This is a genomic window from Aquitalea sp. USM4 (assembly GCF_004328945.1).
GTDB lineage: Bacteria > Pseudomonadota > Gammaproteobacteria > Burkholderiales > Chromobacteriaceae > Aquitalea > Aquitalea pelogenes.
Genome location: NZ_CP029539.1, coordinates 3,653,186 through 3,667,777 on the forward strand (window position 1 = coordinate 3,653,186; position 14,592 = coordinate 3,667,777).

Genomic DNA, 14,592 nt, shown 5'->3' on the forward strand with positions numbered 1-14,592 from the left:
CATGTCAAGACACGTCATGACACGGTAAAAAGCCATAAAAAAACCCCGAGAGGCTTATTTCTCGGGGTTCTTGGCACACCGTGACAAGGTGTGAAATGCTAATTTGGTGGAGGCGGCGGGAATCGAACCCGCGTCCGAAAGTCCTCTACAGTGAGTTCTACATACTTAGTCGTGTCATTTGGATTTAACCTCCGCTACGCCGACGGACAGGCTGAGCTTTGGCGAGTTACCTAAAGTTTCGCACCAGACCAAGTAACCCGGAAAGGCACTAGCAGATGTAAAGTGACACTACAGGGTTTTGACGCCCCCGGCCCATCTGCGAACCGTTGTAGTGTCTAGCCGGCCGTTAGGCTGCTAGAGCGTAAGTTTCGTCGTTTGCGACTAAAAAAATTCAGTGTTTTACGGGATGACTGAAATCCCGGTATGCCCCCATCTGCTTCGCAACCCCCGTCGAAACCAGGTCGCCCCCAGATAAGACTGACAATTATATAGATAAACCGTGCTCAGCACCAGCCCGGCTGTGCCGGGTGATCTGGCTTACTTGCTGGCGATCTGCACGCCCTGGGCGTCCTTGTCGGTGTTGTACCGGACAACAAGGTGTTTGGCCGGTACGCCGGATGCCACCAGGAACTGTTTCACCGCCACGGCACGGGCGTGGGCTACGGCGCGGCCATGGTGGCAGTAACCACGGATAATCAGCTTCTTGCTGGACTGGAAGCTGGCAATCTGGCGCAGGATCTGGCCTTTGCCTGCCTCATCCAGCTCGCGGCTGTCGGCAGCAAACGGAATGAAAGACGGGTTGGCTGCCATATTGGCATCAATCTTCTTCTCCAGCGCGGCCTTGGCCAGGGCTGCGCTGTCTACTACCGGCTTGGCCGCTTGCGGTGCCACGGCTTGCGGGGCAACGGCCGGGGCTTGCGGCGGTTTGTGGCTGGAACAGGCAGACAGGGCAACAGTGGCAAGGCAGCAAAGCAGAATGCGTTTCATGTTTGTTTTTTCCAGTAGGGGAAGAGGAGGGTGCGGTAAGGCACCCATGCGCGGCACAGCGCCGCCTGTCTGTATAACGCGGTTAATCCCGGCGGGATGACAAGCCTGTATGGGAATTTGCTAATGTAACGCAGCATTTGCCCCCGCCCATGTCGCAGCCGGGGCAAATGATGGCGTGCAAGGGCAGCCCGCCATGCCGCTGGCCATGCTAGTTTTGTGGCTGGTTTTCAAACTTTCCCGCACAGGAGGTGAGATGCCCGCCACCGTGACACCCGGCCCGCAAGCCGTTGGCCCGCAGTATTCGCTTGGCAAGATGCTGCACGCCCGCGACCGCACCTTTGATGCCATTCACCGCATTGCCGCGCACATTCAACCCGGCATGACGGAGCAGCAAGCCAAGCAGCTGGCCAAGGCCACGCTGGAAAACATGGGCATGGAACGCATCTGGCACGCCATCGTCATCCGCTTTGGCTCCAGCACCCTGAAAACCTTCAAGCAGAAAAACGACCCGGACAATGTGCTGGGTGAGGACGATATCTATTTCATCGACCTGGGTGTGGTGTGGGATGGGCACGAAGGGGACAGCGGCGCCAGCTTTGTCACCGGCAATAACCCGGCCATGCGTGCCTGCGTGGATGCCTGCCATGCCTTGTGGCAGATGGTGAGCCAGCATTGGCAAGCCACCGGCTGTGCCGGGACTGCGCTATACGACTATGCAGCCGAGCGCGCGGCAGCGCTGGGCTGGCAGCTGAATCTGGAAGTGCGGGGCCACCGCGTGTCCGACTTTCCGCACGCCATTTATCAGGCGGGCAAACTGGGCGATTTTGCCGACTGCCCGGACGCCGGCGTGTGGATTCTGGAAGTCCAGATCCGCCATCCATCCCTGCCTTACGGCGCGTTTTACGAAGACCTGCTGGTACGCCAGCCCGCGCCATGAGGCCAGCGCAGCATGCAAAACGCCGGCAAGTGCCGGCGTTGACCTGTGTGACAGCCCGTTGTCAGATCAGGGCGTGCCGTCGCAATGGCCGCCCTTGGCCAGTTCCAGCTTCAGCACGTCAGCCTTGCCTTGTTCTTCCGTCACCGGCTCCAGCCCGGCACCGCCCACAAACACGCCCAGCTTGATGTACTGGCGGACAAAGTAGTTACGGCCCGCTTCGGTCATCAATTCGATGGTGTTGGCAGAGAATTCCGATTCAGTGTCCAGCTTGTGCATCATCCCGCCAGCCACCTCGGTGCGGAAGAACACGTCCGGAGCACTTTCACCCACACACTTGCCATCAACAAAAATGTCTTTCTTCAGCGCCTTGCCCACAAAGCTGTTGCGGTAAATGTAAAGCCCGGCCTTGCCTGCGGAAGGGGCGGCAAAGGTTTTGGCGCGGGCGGATTCTTCTTTGGACGCCATGTCGACCGAGGCACAGCCGGTCAGCAGTGCGGCAGCGATAAGGGCAGCAGCGGTGCAAATCTTCACAACATTCTCCAGTGATGCGTTAACAAATATTTACATTTTACCGGATTATTCCCACGTCATTAAGATTGATGACAAATAATTTATCCGCTGCACTGTCATTACCAGGCAGGCACTGACAAATGCGCAGCTGGTGACGGCTGCCCCCGCATTAACTACAATAGCTATTCAACTATCTATTCATGTATTCATTCATGCGATGTCACGACATGCCGAAACCCTGCGCCAGCAACTGGCTGGCGGACTACGCACCGCGCGGCAACTTGTTGAAATAACAGGGCTAAGTCAGCCAACGGTGTCCCGTGCGCTGGCGGCGCTGGGTGACGAGGTGCTGCGCCTGGGTGCCGGGCCAGCTATTCACTACGCACTGCGTGATAGCGCGCGCAGCCAGTTGGCGGTGCCGGTTTATCGTGTCAGCGATGCCGGGCAGATCGTGGAGCTGGGCCGCCTGCTGCCAGTGCGACCGGACGGCTTTGTCATGCAGCAGACCGATGGCGTATGGCTGCATAGCAGCGGGCTGCCGTGGTGGCTGGAGGACATGCGGCCGCAAGGCTATCTGGGGCGCGCCTATGCAGCAGCCCACGCTGCCAGCCTGGGCCTGCCCGCCAATCCGGAGCACTGGGGTGATGCCGACATCCTGCGCGCCTTGCTGACCCATGGCCATGACATCATTGGCAACCTGCTGATTGGCGACGCCGCCCGTCAGCACTTCCTGTCCATGCCGCAGCCACAGCCGGTGGAGCGTGCCACGCACTATCCGGCGCTGGCGCTGGCTGCCAGCGCGGGCGAGCTGCCCGGTTCGTCTGCCGGGGGCGAGCAGCCCAAGTTCTGCGCCTACACCGAGCACGGCCATGTGCTGGTGAAATTCACCGCTGCCGAAGACAACGTCGTCAGCCAGCGCTGGCGCGATCTGCTGCTGGCCGAGCACCTGGCGCTGGCCGTGCTGGGCGTCAGCACCGGCTTGTGGGATTTCGGCAGCCAGCGCTTTCTGGAAGTACCGCGCTTCGACCGCATAGGCCCGCTGGGGCGGGTGGCGGTGTTCTCCTTGCGTGCGCTGGATGCCGAATTTGTCGGCGCTGCCCATGCGCCGTGGCCGGTGGTGGTGCAACGGCTGATAGCGGCAGGCCATGTCACGCCCCAGTCGCAAGCCGGTGCCGCCTTGCTGTGGGCGTTTGGCACGCTGATTGGCAATACCGACATGCACAGCGGCAACCTGTCCTTCACCAGCCTGCATGGCCGCCCCTACCAACTGGCCCCGGCCTACGACATGTTGCCCATGGCCTTTGCCCCGCGCGGTGGAGGGGCACTGGCCGACACCTTGCCCGAGGCCAATCTGCGCGCCGAAGTGCCCGCCGACATCTGGCGGCAGGCCCTGACGCTGGCGCAGGACTTCCACGCCCGCCTGCGGGCGCATGACGGGTTCTCCGCCCGTTTTGCTCCCTGCATTGCTGCACTGGGCGCGCATATCGACACAGCCGCTGCGCGCATTTCACGGCTGGGCTGAGCTGGTGAGTATTGATGGACATGTTCGGATTTGCTCAAGGTCATACAAACTAGCAATGAATCCCTGATGGAATGACCGTGAATTGCAATTGATGCAAAATGGCTATTTTTACTCCCTGTAAGGAAAATTTATGGCTGGCCCTGTTGCAAAGAATGCAATTGTCCAAGCGTGTCTTGATGGCATTGAAAACGCACAAAATTCCTACAACGAAATGTCCGGCTCCTGGGTGTGCTGGGGTCCGGAATACTTCATCACCACCGAAATTGCGCGTTCGTTGGCCACGCTGGAAGGCACTAAATACATCACGCTAGAAAACGGCACCTATGCAGCACTGACAGATGCCAATGCCACCGGGCGCGGTAAGTTCCATCCTGATATTCGCATTGAAGGACGGGTCGACATTGTCCTGTGGTGGGCAAATGGCACACCCCGTGCGGTGATAGAAGTCAAAAACAATGTGCGTAACAAATCCAACTATGAAAGCGATATCAAGCGCATACAAACCATCCTGGCGCGCAAGCGCGACCAAAGCTCCCTCAAATTTGGAGTATTCGCCTTCTACACTGACTTCCGGGCTGAAGATCTGGACAAGGCTAATGAACAGCTCACTCAAAGGCTGAGTACTATCAAGTCCAATGTCGACAAGCTGCTAGGTCCTGGTTTTACTGCTGCCATTGAGCACAATGAGGTCAAAGCCCCCGTCAATGGCTGGGCATGGGCTGCCGTTTGCGTAGTTATTTCCCGCAGCTGATGTTTGTTAACCCGGCCTACTACTGGCAAGTGTTAGGCCGGGATGGTTACTCTTCAGTCACCTTGTCTTGTTCCTGTCTCCGCCGCCTCCACCCGCCACGCCTGTTTGTTCATCCGTCTGGCCAATAGCTGATGGCAAGCTTCCGCCAGCCGCAGCAGCTCGACATTGCTGCTTGGTAAACCGTCCGGCCCGGCAATGTGCTGGGCCAATGCCTGCAAGGGCGTGGCCTGGCTGTTGAGCGCCACCAGTCGGCCATGTGCATGGCGGCTGGCGTGGTTGGGGGTGAAGCGCAGTGTCAGCAGCCAATGGCCATGCTGCCAACCTTGTCCCTGTTCAAGAACCGCACGTAATACCGCATGGCTGATCTGCTGCCCGGCCTCCGCCGCCATGGCCAATGCCTGGTCGTGGCGTGGCGCATCGCTTGGCCGTTGTTGCAGCGCGGGGAGGACTTGGCGGTTCAGCCAGTGGCGCAGGCGTTCCGTAGCGGGGCGATGGATTTGGCGCAGTACCTGTTGCAGGGTGTTTTCCGGCCAGTAGTGTTGTTGGCTGTCGTGCTGTGGGTGCTGGCAGCCGGGGTGTTGTTGGAGGATGTGTTGCAGGCGATGGCGCAGGCGTGGGCCGAATAGTTGCAGGATGTCGTCGCCGTGCAGGCAGCAGGTGTGGGGGTGGAGGTGCAGGCGGATGGGTTTGCCGAGGTAGGACAGGGTAAGGGGAGGGGGATGCAGCTTGGTTTCGGTCATGGCGATGTCCTTCACGTGCAATAGACGCAAGTTAATAGGTTGCTTACTTGGTTTTTTGCTGGTGATGGGTCGCCAAACCCGTTGCGTTGTTAAACGCAAGTCTTGGAGGCTAGCGGTCAATATCCATTGCGGCAATAGATGGTTGTGCGAGTGGGATTGACCAATGGTTCAGCCCTAAGTGGGAATCCGCTGCGCGGATGATGTTTTGTGTTGCCGCTTCCGCGCGGCGGACGGGAAAGAGGGCTTGAGTGGCCAAGCCCTCCTTCACCTCCAAGGCCACCCCACAAGCATGGCCTGCGGCTGCCCGACAGGGCCCGACCAGTGCGAGGCGCGCCTGAACTCGCGATTTGCTAACGTCAAATCGCTCAGACATTGCAGGCGCTTAAGACCTCGCCCCGGCCACCCGTCGGCATGCTTGACGGGGCCCATGGGTGGCGTCGGTGTGGTGGTTATTCGATGGGGGAAATGGATTTATTAGGCAGCGTTGCGCGGTGGATTGCCCCTCTGGGGCATCCACCCTACGGGGTCGGCATGTAGGGCGGAAGCCCCTGCGTTATCGGGGCGTTCCGCAGCGAAATATGCCCGTGTTCGCTATCTGCTAACGTCAAATCACTCCAACAGTGCAGGCGATTATATACATCGCCCGGTCACCCGTCGGCGTGTTGGTGTTGTGGGTTTGATAGTGATTGGTTGGCGATAACTATTGGCCAATATAGACTTTCTTTTCCTTATCCCACTGATAAATTCTGTGCCATGTTCCATTTTTTTCGCGCAGCAGAATATTTTTATAGCCATGTATTTTTTTGTTTGAAATGATCAGATAGTTTTTGGCAAAGGTTTCTTCAACTATCTGTTTTGTGTGCTTGCTGTTCCATTCACCTTCAATCGATTTGAAGTAACTCATTGGGGCCGAAAAGACGACTTTCAGTTTGTCATCAAACTGGGAAATCAAATACAGTGCAGATGAAGTGCTGCTGCCACTGCCAGCAAAATTGTTCCGCCACTCGGCATTAATGCCAAATGTTGGATTTTCTTTATTGATGCGATAGGGCGTATTGTCAATATATGTCCACACGTCAGGAAATGAACTCCCTTTGTTACATACCTTGAAGTTGCTCAGGCAGTCAGCATCATTGCCGTCTATGTTGGATGCAGTCCAGTCAACCTTGTCTGTTACTGGCATCGCTGTTTTAGCCAATAAGATATACGCTGATTGCTTTTGTGTTATTTCCAGTCCAAAAACACCAAGATAGAGTTCTGAGCTTTCGTTTGAGCAGCCGTCTGTTCGAAGATCAAGCTGATGCCTTGAAGTACCATCCTTGGCGGTACAAAGCGCAACAATGAATTTTCCATTTTCTCCTGGCCATGGCTTGATGATTGCACCAACAAATGCTGACCTGTCCTTTTGGGGCGCTATTGTTCGTATCAGGAAATCTGAACTCCAGCCAGTTGGTAATTTTCCTTCAAATGATTTGTAAGAATTTTTGATAGGATTTGGGGTGACTTTGATTGTTTCGGCGTGGTTGGGATTGCTCAGCATGGCAAAGAAAATCATACTGACTTTTATGAATTGGCTCATTTTTCATTCCTTTGCGGAGAAAAATCAACGGCAATTGATTTTGTGATCAGGTTTTTTCCATTATTTCTTGTAATGTGTTTAATAATGTTTCTATCGGCCAGTCTGCCGTTAAGCAAGAAGTTCGCAAGAAAAGTTGCGAAGCTTTGCCTGTCAAAATATCCATTTCCACCACCATTTATCATCACAGAAACACGGCCAACTGCATCGCTCGATAGCCCTCTGTCCGCATGGCGTGATATATTGATCTGCCCAGTCTTTCCATTTATTGTCTTTGAAACCCAATACCACCCTCCGCTATCAGCGCTGTTGTAAGGAATTTCCACTAAACGGGCTGGGTCGTATCGCGGATACCACTGTTTTGGTATTGCTTTCTTTTTGGTTCTTCTTTCTTCATCTTTTGGATTTCCCCAGTAATGGGTGCTGGATGCTGTTATTCTTTCATCGGTGTAAATGCCTTTCGTATTGTCTGGTAAATTTTTCTTGGATCTATAGTCTCCGTACTTTTCATAATTGTCAGGCCATGTAAGCTGCATATGGCCGCGACCGTAAAATGCTTGATAATATTCCATTGCGGGTTGTGGCCATACCAAGTTCCCATTTTTCAATTGTTGCCGGCCCCTTCCAATTTCTTCTGTTGTTGATGCCATGAACATTTCTGTAAGTTCTTGGGCCAATAAATGGCTAAATCTGATACGCTCGTCTAAGCCATACTTTCTTGCCATTTTATTGAAAGAATGGTTTCTATTTAAAATGTGGCAGCTTCGATAAAGTGCGGTTGAATAGTTTAAAAGACCTTTGCTTTCATTACTCGCGTTGTATGAGTAGTAAACTCTCGGTATCAACTGTGCCAATTCATGATTGGAGAGCCACATGTTTTTATGAAAATGTGCAATAAATGAAGCAGGGTTGAAGAAGAATAGCTCCTCTTCAAGTAGTGCGGTGTATCCTTTAGCGTAACTTTTGATTTCAGTGTTTATGCTTTCAATGGATGCGGCCAGTTTTTTCCCGGCTTCATTGAGTTGGCTATTGTTGTTTTTGAACTTTTTAGTGATAACATTTTCTGGGTTTATCTGAAAACTACATAGTTTAGCTGCAGGAATTATTGTATTGTTTCTTTCCATTAGCACTCGCCAGAAACAAAGTTTTAATGAGTCTGACTTGAAATTTCCATTGTATTCATTGATTGTCATTGGTTCGGGATTGGTTGAGGATTTGATGGTTCGCCAGTGTTCCATCTTCATGATGTAATTTTCATTCCACTCACTGCGTCTTTTGCATATCATTTTTGAAAACTTCTTGTTTACTTCATGGTTCATTAATCTTTCTGCAATGGAATTTTTACTAATAGGCTGCCCATCTTTTTGCAATAAACTCAGAATTTCTGAATTTGTGCATTGACTTGTTGCATCTTGTGTTCCATCAATTAGCTTCCATCCCGTCCATGGCGGGAAGTCGCCATCACTAAATATCTTGATGTCTGCCTGGTGCAAGTTAACCCATTTTTGACTTTTGTCCGGCATGGTTATTAAGTGCCAATGTGGGACATTGGCTGAAATGTTCGATTCATTCTCTCTATTAATGACACGACCAAAGCGTAATAATTCGTAGATGCTGCTGCATGCATTTTCAGGGTGCATTCTTTGTAGTTCTCTGGCTAGGAGGTACATGTCATATTCGTAATCATGGTAGCTAAATGAATAATTTGTGATTGTATTGGCGGGTGGCTTTCCTGAGGTTCTTCTGTCTGTCGCTGGTAATATTTCTATATACTCATTGTTTACTTTGATGCGTGTGTGCAATTCAATCTGCCCCTTTGCAAAGCGCATTGTTAAAAACAGTTCAACCCCAATTTGAACTCCACTGGATGTTGGTTGGGCTTTATCCAGAGGCGGGATGTCATTTGTAAATGTATATGCATTGGTCTTTGCAGGAATGTAGAAGTGCACATCTCCATATATTATATTCATACGACCATTTTTATTTCTATAATCGAAGTCGCCACTGGTTCTGCCAGTTATCTTCTTTAAGTTTTCTTCTGTGCAAAATATTTCCATGTGTATACCTGGTTGAGCGCCAACCCTTCCGGGATAGCCTATCAACTCTTTTCTATAAATTGGCATTCCTAATTTTTGCGCTTTTTCAGATATTATTCCAAGGTGATGATATACAGAGTAGTATACAATTTTACCTTCGTCTCCCTCGCCGATTTCAGTCTCGTGACGCAACACAACTACACCGCGAGAATCAACTCTTCTATACGTAGCTCCAGGTTCAGCATCTTCATTAACATCAGGTTGAATATCACCACTATTTTGGCTGATAATGACGATTCCATCCGCAATCGCGCAAATGTCAATTTCGCCTGTTCGGCTATCGCCAACAATATTGCTTAGATGTAACCCAAGATGCCATTGCCCATATGAGCCAATTGGAAATCCCCCTCGTGCTGTCGATGGCATGAAGTGGTTTAACCACTCTTCGTAACTTTCATTTTCGCCTTGAGGAATATTTAATCGAGGTGGACTAATCAGCATGGGGGGCTCCTGGCACTTTATTGGTAATGCGGCATACGGTGCCCGGCCTTGAGCGTCATTGCAATTGACCATAGGTGTAGCCTGGTCGGTCGTTGCTCACATCTCAAGGCGTTATAACGAGACTGCTTTGTTGGTTTAGTAAGGCTTGTTCTGAGATTGTGGGAAATACTGTTTAAGAAGCAGTATTGGTGATATGGAAGATGCGGAATAACTTGAATGCTTGGGAGCGGTGGAAAAAGCTGATGGAATTTCCATCATTTTCTGGGTAAGGATCAGAAGGATTTTTTAAACAGGCGTCTTGTGACGTTCCGTATCGGTCACGCTACTAGCACTAACAATCCGCTATTCGGTAGGATAATTTGGAAAATGGAAAGTGCAAGGCAGAAATTCGCTGCTCGGATGATGTTTTGTGTTGCCGTTTCCGCGCGGCGGCGGGGAAGGGGCCTTTGCTTGGCCAAGCCCTCCTACACCTCCAAGGCCACCCCGCAAGCATGGCCTGCGGCTGCCCGACAGGGCCCGACCGGAGCGAGGCGCGCCTGAACACGCGATCTCCTAACGTCAAACCGCTCAAACATCGCAGGCGATTACTTACCTCGTCGGCCACCCGTCGCCATGCTTAACGGGGCCGAGGGTGGCGTCGGTGCGGTGGTTTTTCGATGGGGAAAATGGATTTATTCGGCAGCGTTGCGTGGTGGATCGCCCCTTCGGGGCAAGGGATGTTGACTGCGGCATGGTTTGTTGACATGCAGCATTTGCCGACGTAATAACAAAGTTATAACATTAATCAGCTGTGTGCCTGCACACCCACAAGGAGAACGTGATGAAAGCCATGTTAAGGAAAATGGGCAACTCGCAAGGGGTCATCATTCCCAAGGCGTTGATTACCCAGTTCGGCTTTGACGGCGAAGTCGAAATGACGGTAACGCCAGAAGGCATCATGCTGGCCAAGCCCAAAGAGCAAGTCCGGACGGGTTGGGCCGCAGCCAGTCAGGCAGTGGCCGATGCCGGAGACGATGCGCTGGTTTACCCGGAATTCGGTAATGAGGGTGATGAGGCGCTGACATGGTAAGGCGCGGTGAAGTCTGGTTAATCAATCTTGACCCGACCGTCGGTAGCGAAATTCGGAAAACCCGCCCCTGCGTGGTGGTGTCACCGCCAGAGATGCACGACTATCTGCGCACGGTCATCGTTACCCCCATGACCACTGGTAGCAAACCCGCGCCATACCGGATACCGGTCACATTTCAGGGCAAGCAAGGCCTGATATTACTGGATCAGATTCGCGTGCTGGACAAGACCCGGCTAGTCAAGAAGCTTGGTGAGGTGGAGAACGAAACGCTGACGGCAACACTGGAAACCTTGCAGGAAGTGTTTGCCATGTGAGTGTTACGAAGGCTGCAATCCTTTGGCTGGTGCGGTATCGCGCAGGATATGAAGCCTGGCTTGCATCCGCGGCACAGATGATGGTTTGCATGCCGCTTCCGCGCAGCAGATGGGAAGGATGGTTTACCTCCTTCACCTCCAGGGCCACCCCGCAAGCATAGCCTACGGCTACCCGCCGGCGTGCTTGACGGGGGCTGTGGGTGCGTTGATGCGGTGGAGATTGACTCGTATCGGGTGATCCTCGTCGACAGGTATTTCTCGATCTTAATTTCTAGGAATACTCTGAACAAGTGATCAATTCCTGCGTTGATGTTGCATGACGCGTTAATTTTATTATGTCGAAATTTTCTGCTCGGAGACTTGTTCAGAGATTCCCTGGAAGTCTTACCGAAGCAGCCCTATCCTATCAGTGCAAGCTGATGCAGAGATGCCACTCAAGACTCAATGCCCAATTCTAAACATTCTTAACTGTCGTGTAGGGATTGAAATATTAATTTATTTTTTTCATTTTTCGTTAAAGCTAGTAAGTCATTTTCAACTAAAAATGGCATTTCTTTATACGTATCTGTATTAAATGACCACCTCAAGGCTCCGTAACCGGCTAGTAATCGGTGGGCTATCCATCTTTGGTCGATTACTTGATTTCCTGGAGTGTTGCATAGCAGGGCGGATAGCATGAATTTGACCCAATTTGCTTTTGATAATAAGGTTGGGTAATAAATATGAAATGATCTTCCTGAATAAAACGAGATTGGGTTGCATCTATACTTTTCTGGCAGAATACTAACGATTGCTGATAATTGATTTTTTGACATTCCTGAACAGTCCAGCATTGGAATGTGCCTTGTTCTACTCCCTATTCTAATCCTAGATTCAAAAGCAAGTTCCTCATTTTTGGATAGATTGCATAGGATATTATCCAGCCACATTTTATTAACCTGGCTTGCTTGTATGGAGAATGTTTTTCTTTTGTCTTCTCGGCTTCTTTTTTTATATATATATATGCTGAAGTTGAATTCGGTTATTTGAGGTTCAATTTCTAATATTTTTTTTATAAATAAAATGGGATGAGTATCCTCATTAATGAGTGATTTTGAATTCATGTTAATTATCCACTCCACGACCGGTTAAGAATTGGTAGGTGCTTAACGCAAACTGGTCAGTCATTCCTGCGATGTAATCCGTTATTAAGTGTAATCTGTAAAATAATTCACATTCTTTATTTTCTTTTACCTCGTCAAGATAGGCGAGTATGTGCTTTACTGGGAGTGTTGCAATCATGCTAGGTTCTGATGTGTACTTCTTCGTTATCGGGTAAATTTTCCTTGCATATAAATTTTTATCGTGAGCCGTACATTTTGCTAGTTTTTTAAAGTCGCTAGGATCCATTTCCATTAAGGGTTTGAACTTATTTAAAATGCCGTCAATTACATTGAAGCCAATTATTTCATTATTTAGAACGATGGGGGATGAGTAAACGTGTTTCTGTGTTATTTTCTTAATTTGATCTGTTATTGGAACGTTATCAATGAGTGGGTGTTGATTTTTGAATTTTTCATTTATCTTTAGAATGAAATTCTTGGCTGCTATATCTGCAAGGTGATTTGTAAAGTTGGTTCTTATTTGGGTGAAATTTTCCCGGTTTTCTTTGCTGATTTTTAATTGCCGGCAAATATCTCTCATGTGAGAAATTTTGATTATATTTTTTTCGTGAGCATCTTCGAGGTCGCTGATACAGTACGCAATATCATCTGCTGCCTCCATTAGGAACGATATAGGATATCTCTGATCTTTTTTAAGTCCCAATTCTACCCATATTGATTTCTTATGAGATCTCTCGCTGAAGAAATAGCCACACTTGCTTGGATTCGCAGGGTTGAGTACCGGATATTTAATTAGTGAGGCAAGTTGGGAATATGATAAGTTCAGGCCAAATTTGTCATCCATATTTCTCTGTAATTTGGTGACTATTCTAAATCCTTGCTTATTTCCATCAAACCCTAAGAAGTCAAATTTTTGCTTCTCACTTACAGTATTGCTAAAAATGTTACTATTTTTCTTGAACCAGTTTTGAATAGCTTTTTCACCAAAGTGCCCGAATGGAGGGTTGCCAATATCATGAAGTAGACATGCGGTTTCGACATAGGTACGTATCGCAAGCCACGTTTTTTTGTCAAGTTTTTTCCATTTCCTATTTTCTTTTGAGTTTGGTTCATTCTCAATTAGAAGCCGAATTTTATCAACGATGAGCATCCCGACTTGAGCTACTTCAAGAGAGTGTGTAAGACGGGTTCTTACGGATGCGTTTGGCTCAAGCGAGAACACTTGGGCTTTATTCATCAGCCTTCTGAAAGATGCAGAAAAAATTACCCTGCCACGATCACTTAATGCCTCTTCAAGAATTGACCGTTTAGAGGCGTTGGTTGCTGAACTTTTTCGAAATCGTTTTGCAGTAAATTTAATTGACATTTTAAATTTATCCATTCGGTGAAAATCAAAAGCACACTTAGGGAAGTGTGCTTTTTTTGTTATGCAACGTCAATATCGAGCATGACTCAATCCCAGCTCAACGCCCCGCCAGTCTGATACTCCGTCACGCGGGTCTCAAAGAAGTTCTTCTCCTTCTTCAAGTCAATCATCTCGCTCATCCACGGGAAGGGGTTGTTCACGCCCGGGAACAACTGGTCCAGGCCAATCTGCTGCATGCGACGGTTGGCAATAAAGCGCAGGTATTCCTTGAACATGCTGGCGTTCAGGCCCAGCACGCCACGCGGCATGGTGTCTTCGGCGTAGGCGTATTCCAGTTCCACGGCTTTCTTGAACAGCTCGACGATTTCGGCCTTGAAGCTTTCGGTCCACAGCTGCGGGTTTTCCAGCTTGATGGTGTTGATCAGGTCGATACCGAAATTGCAGTGGCTGGATTCGTCACGCAGGATGTACTGGTATTGCTCGGCCGCGCCGGTCATCTTGTTCTGACGGCCCAGTGCCAGGATTTGCACGAAGCCGACGTAGAAGAACAGGCCTTCCATGATGCAGGCAAACACGATCAGCGAGCGCAGCAGTTTCTGGTCGTTTTCCAGGGTGCCGGTCTTGAAGGCCGGGTCGCACAGTACGTCGATAAACGGAATCAGGAATTCGTCCTTGTCACGGATGGACTTGATTTCGTTGTAGGCGTTGAACACTTCGCCTTCGTCCAGGCCCAGGCTTTCCACGATGTACTGGTAGGCGTGGGTGTGGATGGCTTCGTCAAAGGCCTGGCGCAGCAGGTACTGGCGGCATTCCGGGCTGGTGATCTGGCGGTAGGTGCCCAGCACGATGTTGTTGGCGGCCAGGCTGTCGGCGGTAACGAAGAAGCCCAGGTTGCGCTTGACGATGCGCATTTCGTCTTCGGTCAGCTGGCCGGTTTTCCATTGTTCGATGTCGCGCTGCATGTTTACTTCTTGCGGCATCCAGTGGTTGGCACATTGGGCGAGGTATTTTTCCCAGGCCCATTTGTGCTTGAACGGTACCAGCTGGTTGACGTCGGTGGTGCCGTTGATGACTTTCTTGTCCACGGCGTTGACGCGGCCTGCGCTGTTGCTGTCGGTAGGGGCTACGGACGGTTTTTGTACCGGGGTGTCGTCAAAGCTCAACATGTATTGGATTCTCC

13 protein-coding genes and 1 other RNA gene are annotated in these 14,592 nt (G+C 50.5%); 5 read left to right on the plus strand and 9 right to left on the minus strand.

Translation table 11 applies throughout. The features are described 5' to 3' along the window. Positions 1 to 104: 104 nt before the first annotated feature. Positions 105 to 469: a transfer-messenger RNA gene (ssrA, locus tag DKK66_RS16850) on the minus strand. 68 nt (positions 470 to 537) lie between these two features. Then, positions 538 to 987, minus strand: coding sequence for an OmpA family protein (locus DKK66_RS16855; RefSeq protein WP_062788660.1), 450 nt, complete (start codon positions 985 to 987; stop codon positions 538 to 540). 253 nt (positions 988 to 1,240) lie between these two features. On the opposite strand from DKK66_RS16855, the gene DKK66_RS16860 reads away from it, so the two are divergent. Further along, the gene (locus DKK66_RS16860; RefSeq protein ID WP_131359936.1) at positions 1,241 to 1,924 is read left to right on the plus strand and encodes a M24 family metallopeptidase; all 684 of its coding nucleotides are present in this window, start codon (positions 1,241 to 1,243) and stop codon (positions 1,922 to 1,924) included. A 66-nt stretch (positions 1,925 to 1,990) separates the two neighbouring features. Here DKK66_RS16860 and DKK66_RS16865 read toward each other — a convergent pair whose 3' ends face one another. Beyond that, the gene (locus tag DKK66_RS16865) at positions 1,991 to 2,455 is read right to left on the minus strand and encodes a DUF2846 domain-containing protein (protein WP_045847006.1); all 465 of its coding nucleotides are present in this window, start codon (positions 2,453 to 2,455) and stop codon (positions 1,991 to 1,993) included. Positions 2,456 to 2,651: 196 nt separating this feature from the next. Between DKK66_RS16865 and yjjJ the strand changes: the two genes are divergently transcribed. Then, a complete protein-coding gene (gene yjjJ, locus DKK66_RS16870; RefSeq protein WP_131359938.1) occupies positions 2,652 to 3,956 on the plus strand; it encodes a type II toxin-antitoxin system HipA family toxin YjjJ in 1,305 nt (434 codons plus the stop codon). 130 nt (positions 3,957 to 4,086) lie between these two features. Continuing rightward, entirely contained in the window at positions 4,087 to 4,707 is a 621-nt protein-coding gene (locus tag DKK66_RS16875; RefSeq protein ID WP_131359941.1) for a hypothetical protein, read from the plus strand. Between the two features lie 53 nt (positions 4,708 to 4,760). Here DKK66_RS16875 and DKK66_RS20240 read toward each other — a convergent pair whose 3' ends face one another. The 3 genes from DKK66_RS20240 to DKK66_RS16890 all read right to left on the minus strand — a co-directional run bounded on the left by DKK66_RS20240 (position 4,761) and on the right by DKK66_RS16890 (position 9,560). After that, positions 4,761 to 5,447 carry a hypothetical protein gene (locus DKK66_RS20240; RefSeq protein WP_165494209.1) on the minus strand — a complete coding sequence of 229 codons (687 nt, stop codon included), beginning with the start codon at positions 5,445 to 5,447 and terminating at the stop codon, positions 4,761 to 4,763. A gap of 700 nt (positions 5,448 to 6,147) precedes the next feature. Beyond that, positions 6,148 to 7,026: a hypothetical protein gene (locus DKK66_RS16885; RefSeq protein ID WP_131359945.1), complete on the minus strand. Its 879-nt coding sequence runs from the start codon at positions 7,024 to 7,026 to the stop codon at positions 6,148 to 6,150. Further along, a complete protein-coding gene (locus DKK66_RS16890) occupies positions 7,023 to 9,560 on the minus strand; it encodes a hypothetical protein (RefSeq protein WP_165494210.1) in 2,538 nt (845 codons plus the stop codon). Before DKK66_RS16890 ends, DKK66_RS16885 begins: the two co-directional genes overlap by 4 nt. An 820-nt stretch (positions 9,561 to 10,380) precedes the next feature. Between DKK66_RS16890 and DKK66_RS16895 the strand changes: the two genes are divergently transcribed. Both DKK66_RS16895 and DKK66_RS16900 read left to right on the plus strand, forming a co-directional pair. Then, the gene (locus DKK66_RS16895) at positions 10,381 to 10,629 is read left to right on the plus strand and encodes an AbrB/MazE/SpoVT family DNA-binding domain-containing protein (protein WP_131359949.1); all 249 of its coding nucleotides are present in this window, start codon (positions 10,381 to 10,383) and stop codon (positions 10,627 to 10,629) included. Then, the gene (locus DKK66_RS16900) at positions 10,623 to 10,943 is read left to right on the plus strand and encodes a type II toxin-antitoxin system PemK/MazF family toxin (RefSeq protein WP_131359951.1); all 321 of its coding nucleotides are present in this window, start codon (positions 10,623 to 10,625) and stop codon (positions 10,941 to 10,943) included. The genes DKK66_RS16895 and DKK66_RS16900 overlap by 7 nt, the downstream gene beginning before the upstream one ends. Before the next feature lie 464 nt (positions 10,944 to 11,407). Here the strand turns inward: DKK66_RS16900 and DKK66_RS16905 are convergent, their stop codons facing one another. The 3 genes from DKK66_RS16905 to DKK66_RS16915 all read right to left on the minus strand — a co-directional run bounded on the left by DKK66_RS16905 (position 11,408) and on the right by DKK66_RS16915 (position 14,578). Continuing rightward, positions 11,408 to 12,046, minus strand: coding sequence for a hypothetical protein (locus tag DKK66_RS16905; protein WP_131359953.1), 639 nt, complete (start codon positions 12,044 to 12,046; stop codon positions 11,408 to 11,410). Between the two features lies 1 nt (position 12,047). Further along, entirely contained in the window at positions 12,048 to 13,412 is a 1,365-nt protein-coding gene (gene dgt, locus DKK66_RS16910) for a dGTP triphosphohydrolase (RefSeq protein WP_165494211.1), read from the minus strand. 86 nt (positions 13,413 to 13,498) lie between these two features. After that, complete coding sequence (locus DKK66_RS16915) at positions 13,499 to 14,578, minus strand: ribonucleotide-diphosphate reductase subunit beta (protein WP_045847002.1); 1,080 nt, start codon at positions 14,576 to 14,578, stop codon at positions 13,499 to 13,501. Between the last annotated feature and the right edge of the window lie 14 nt (positions 14,579 to 14,592).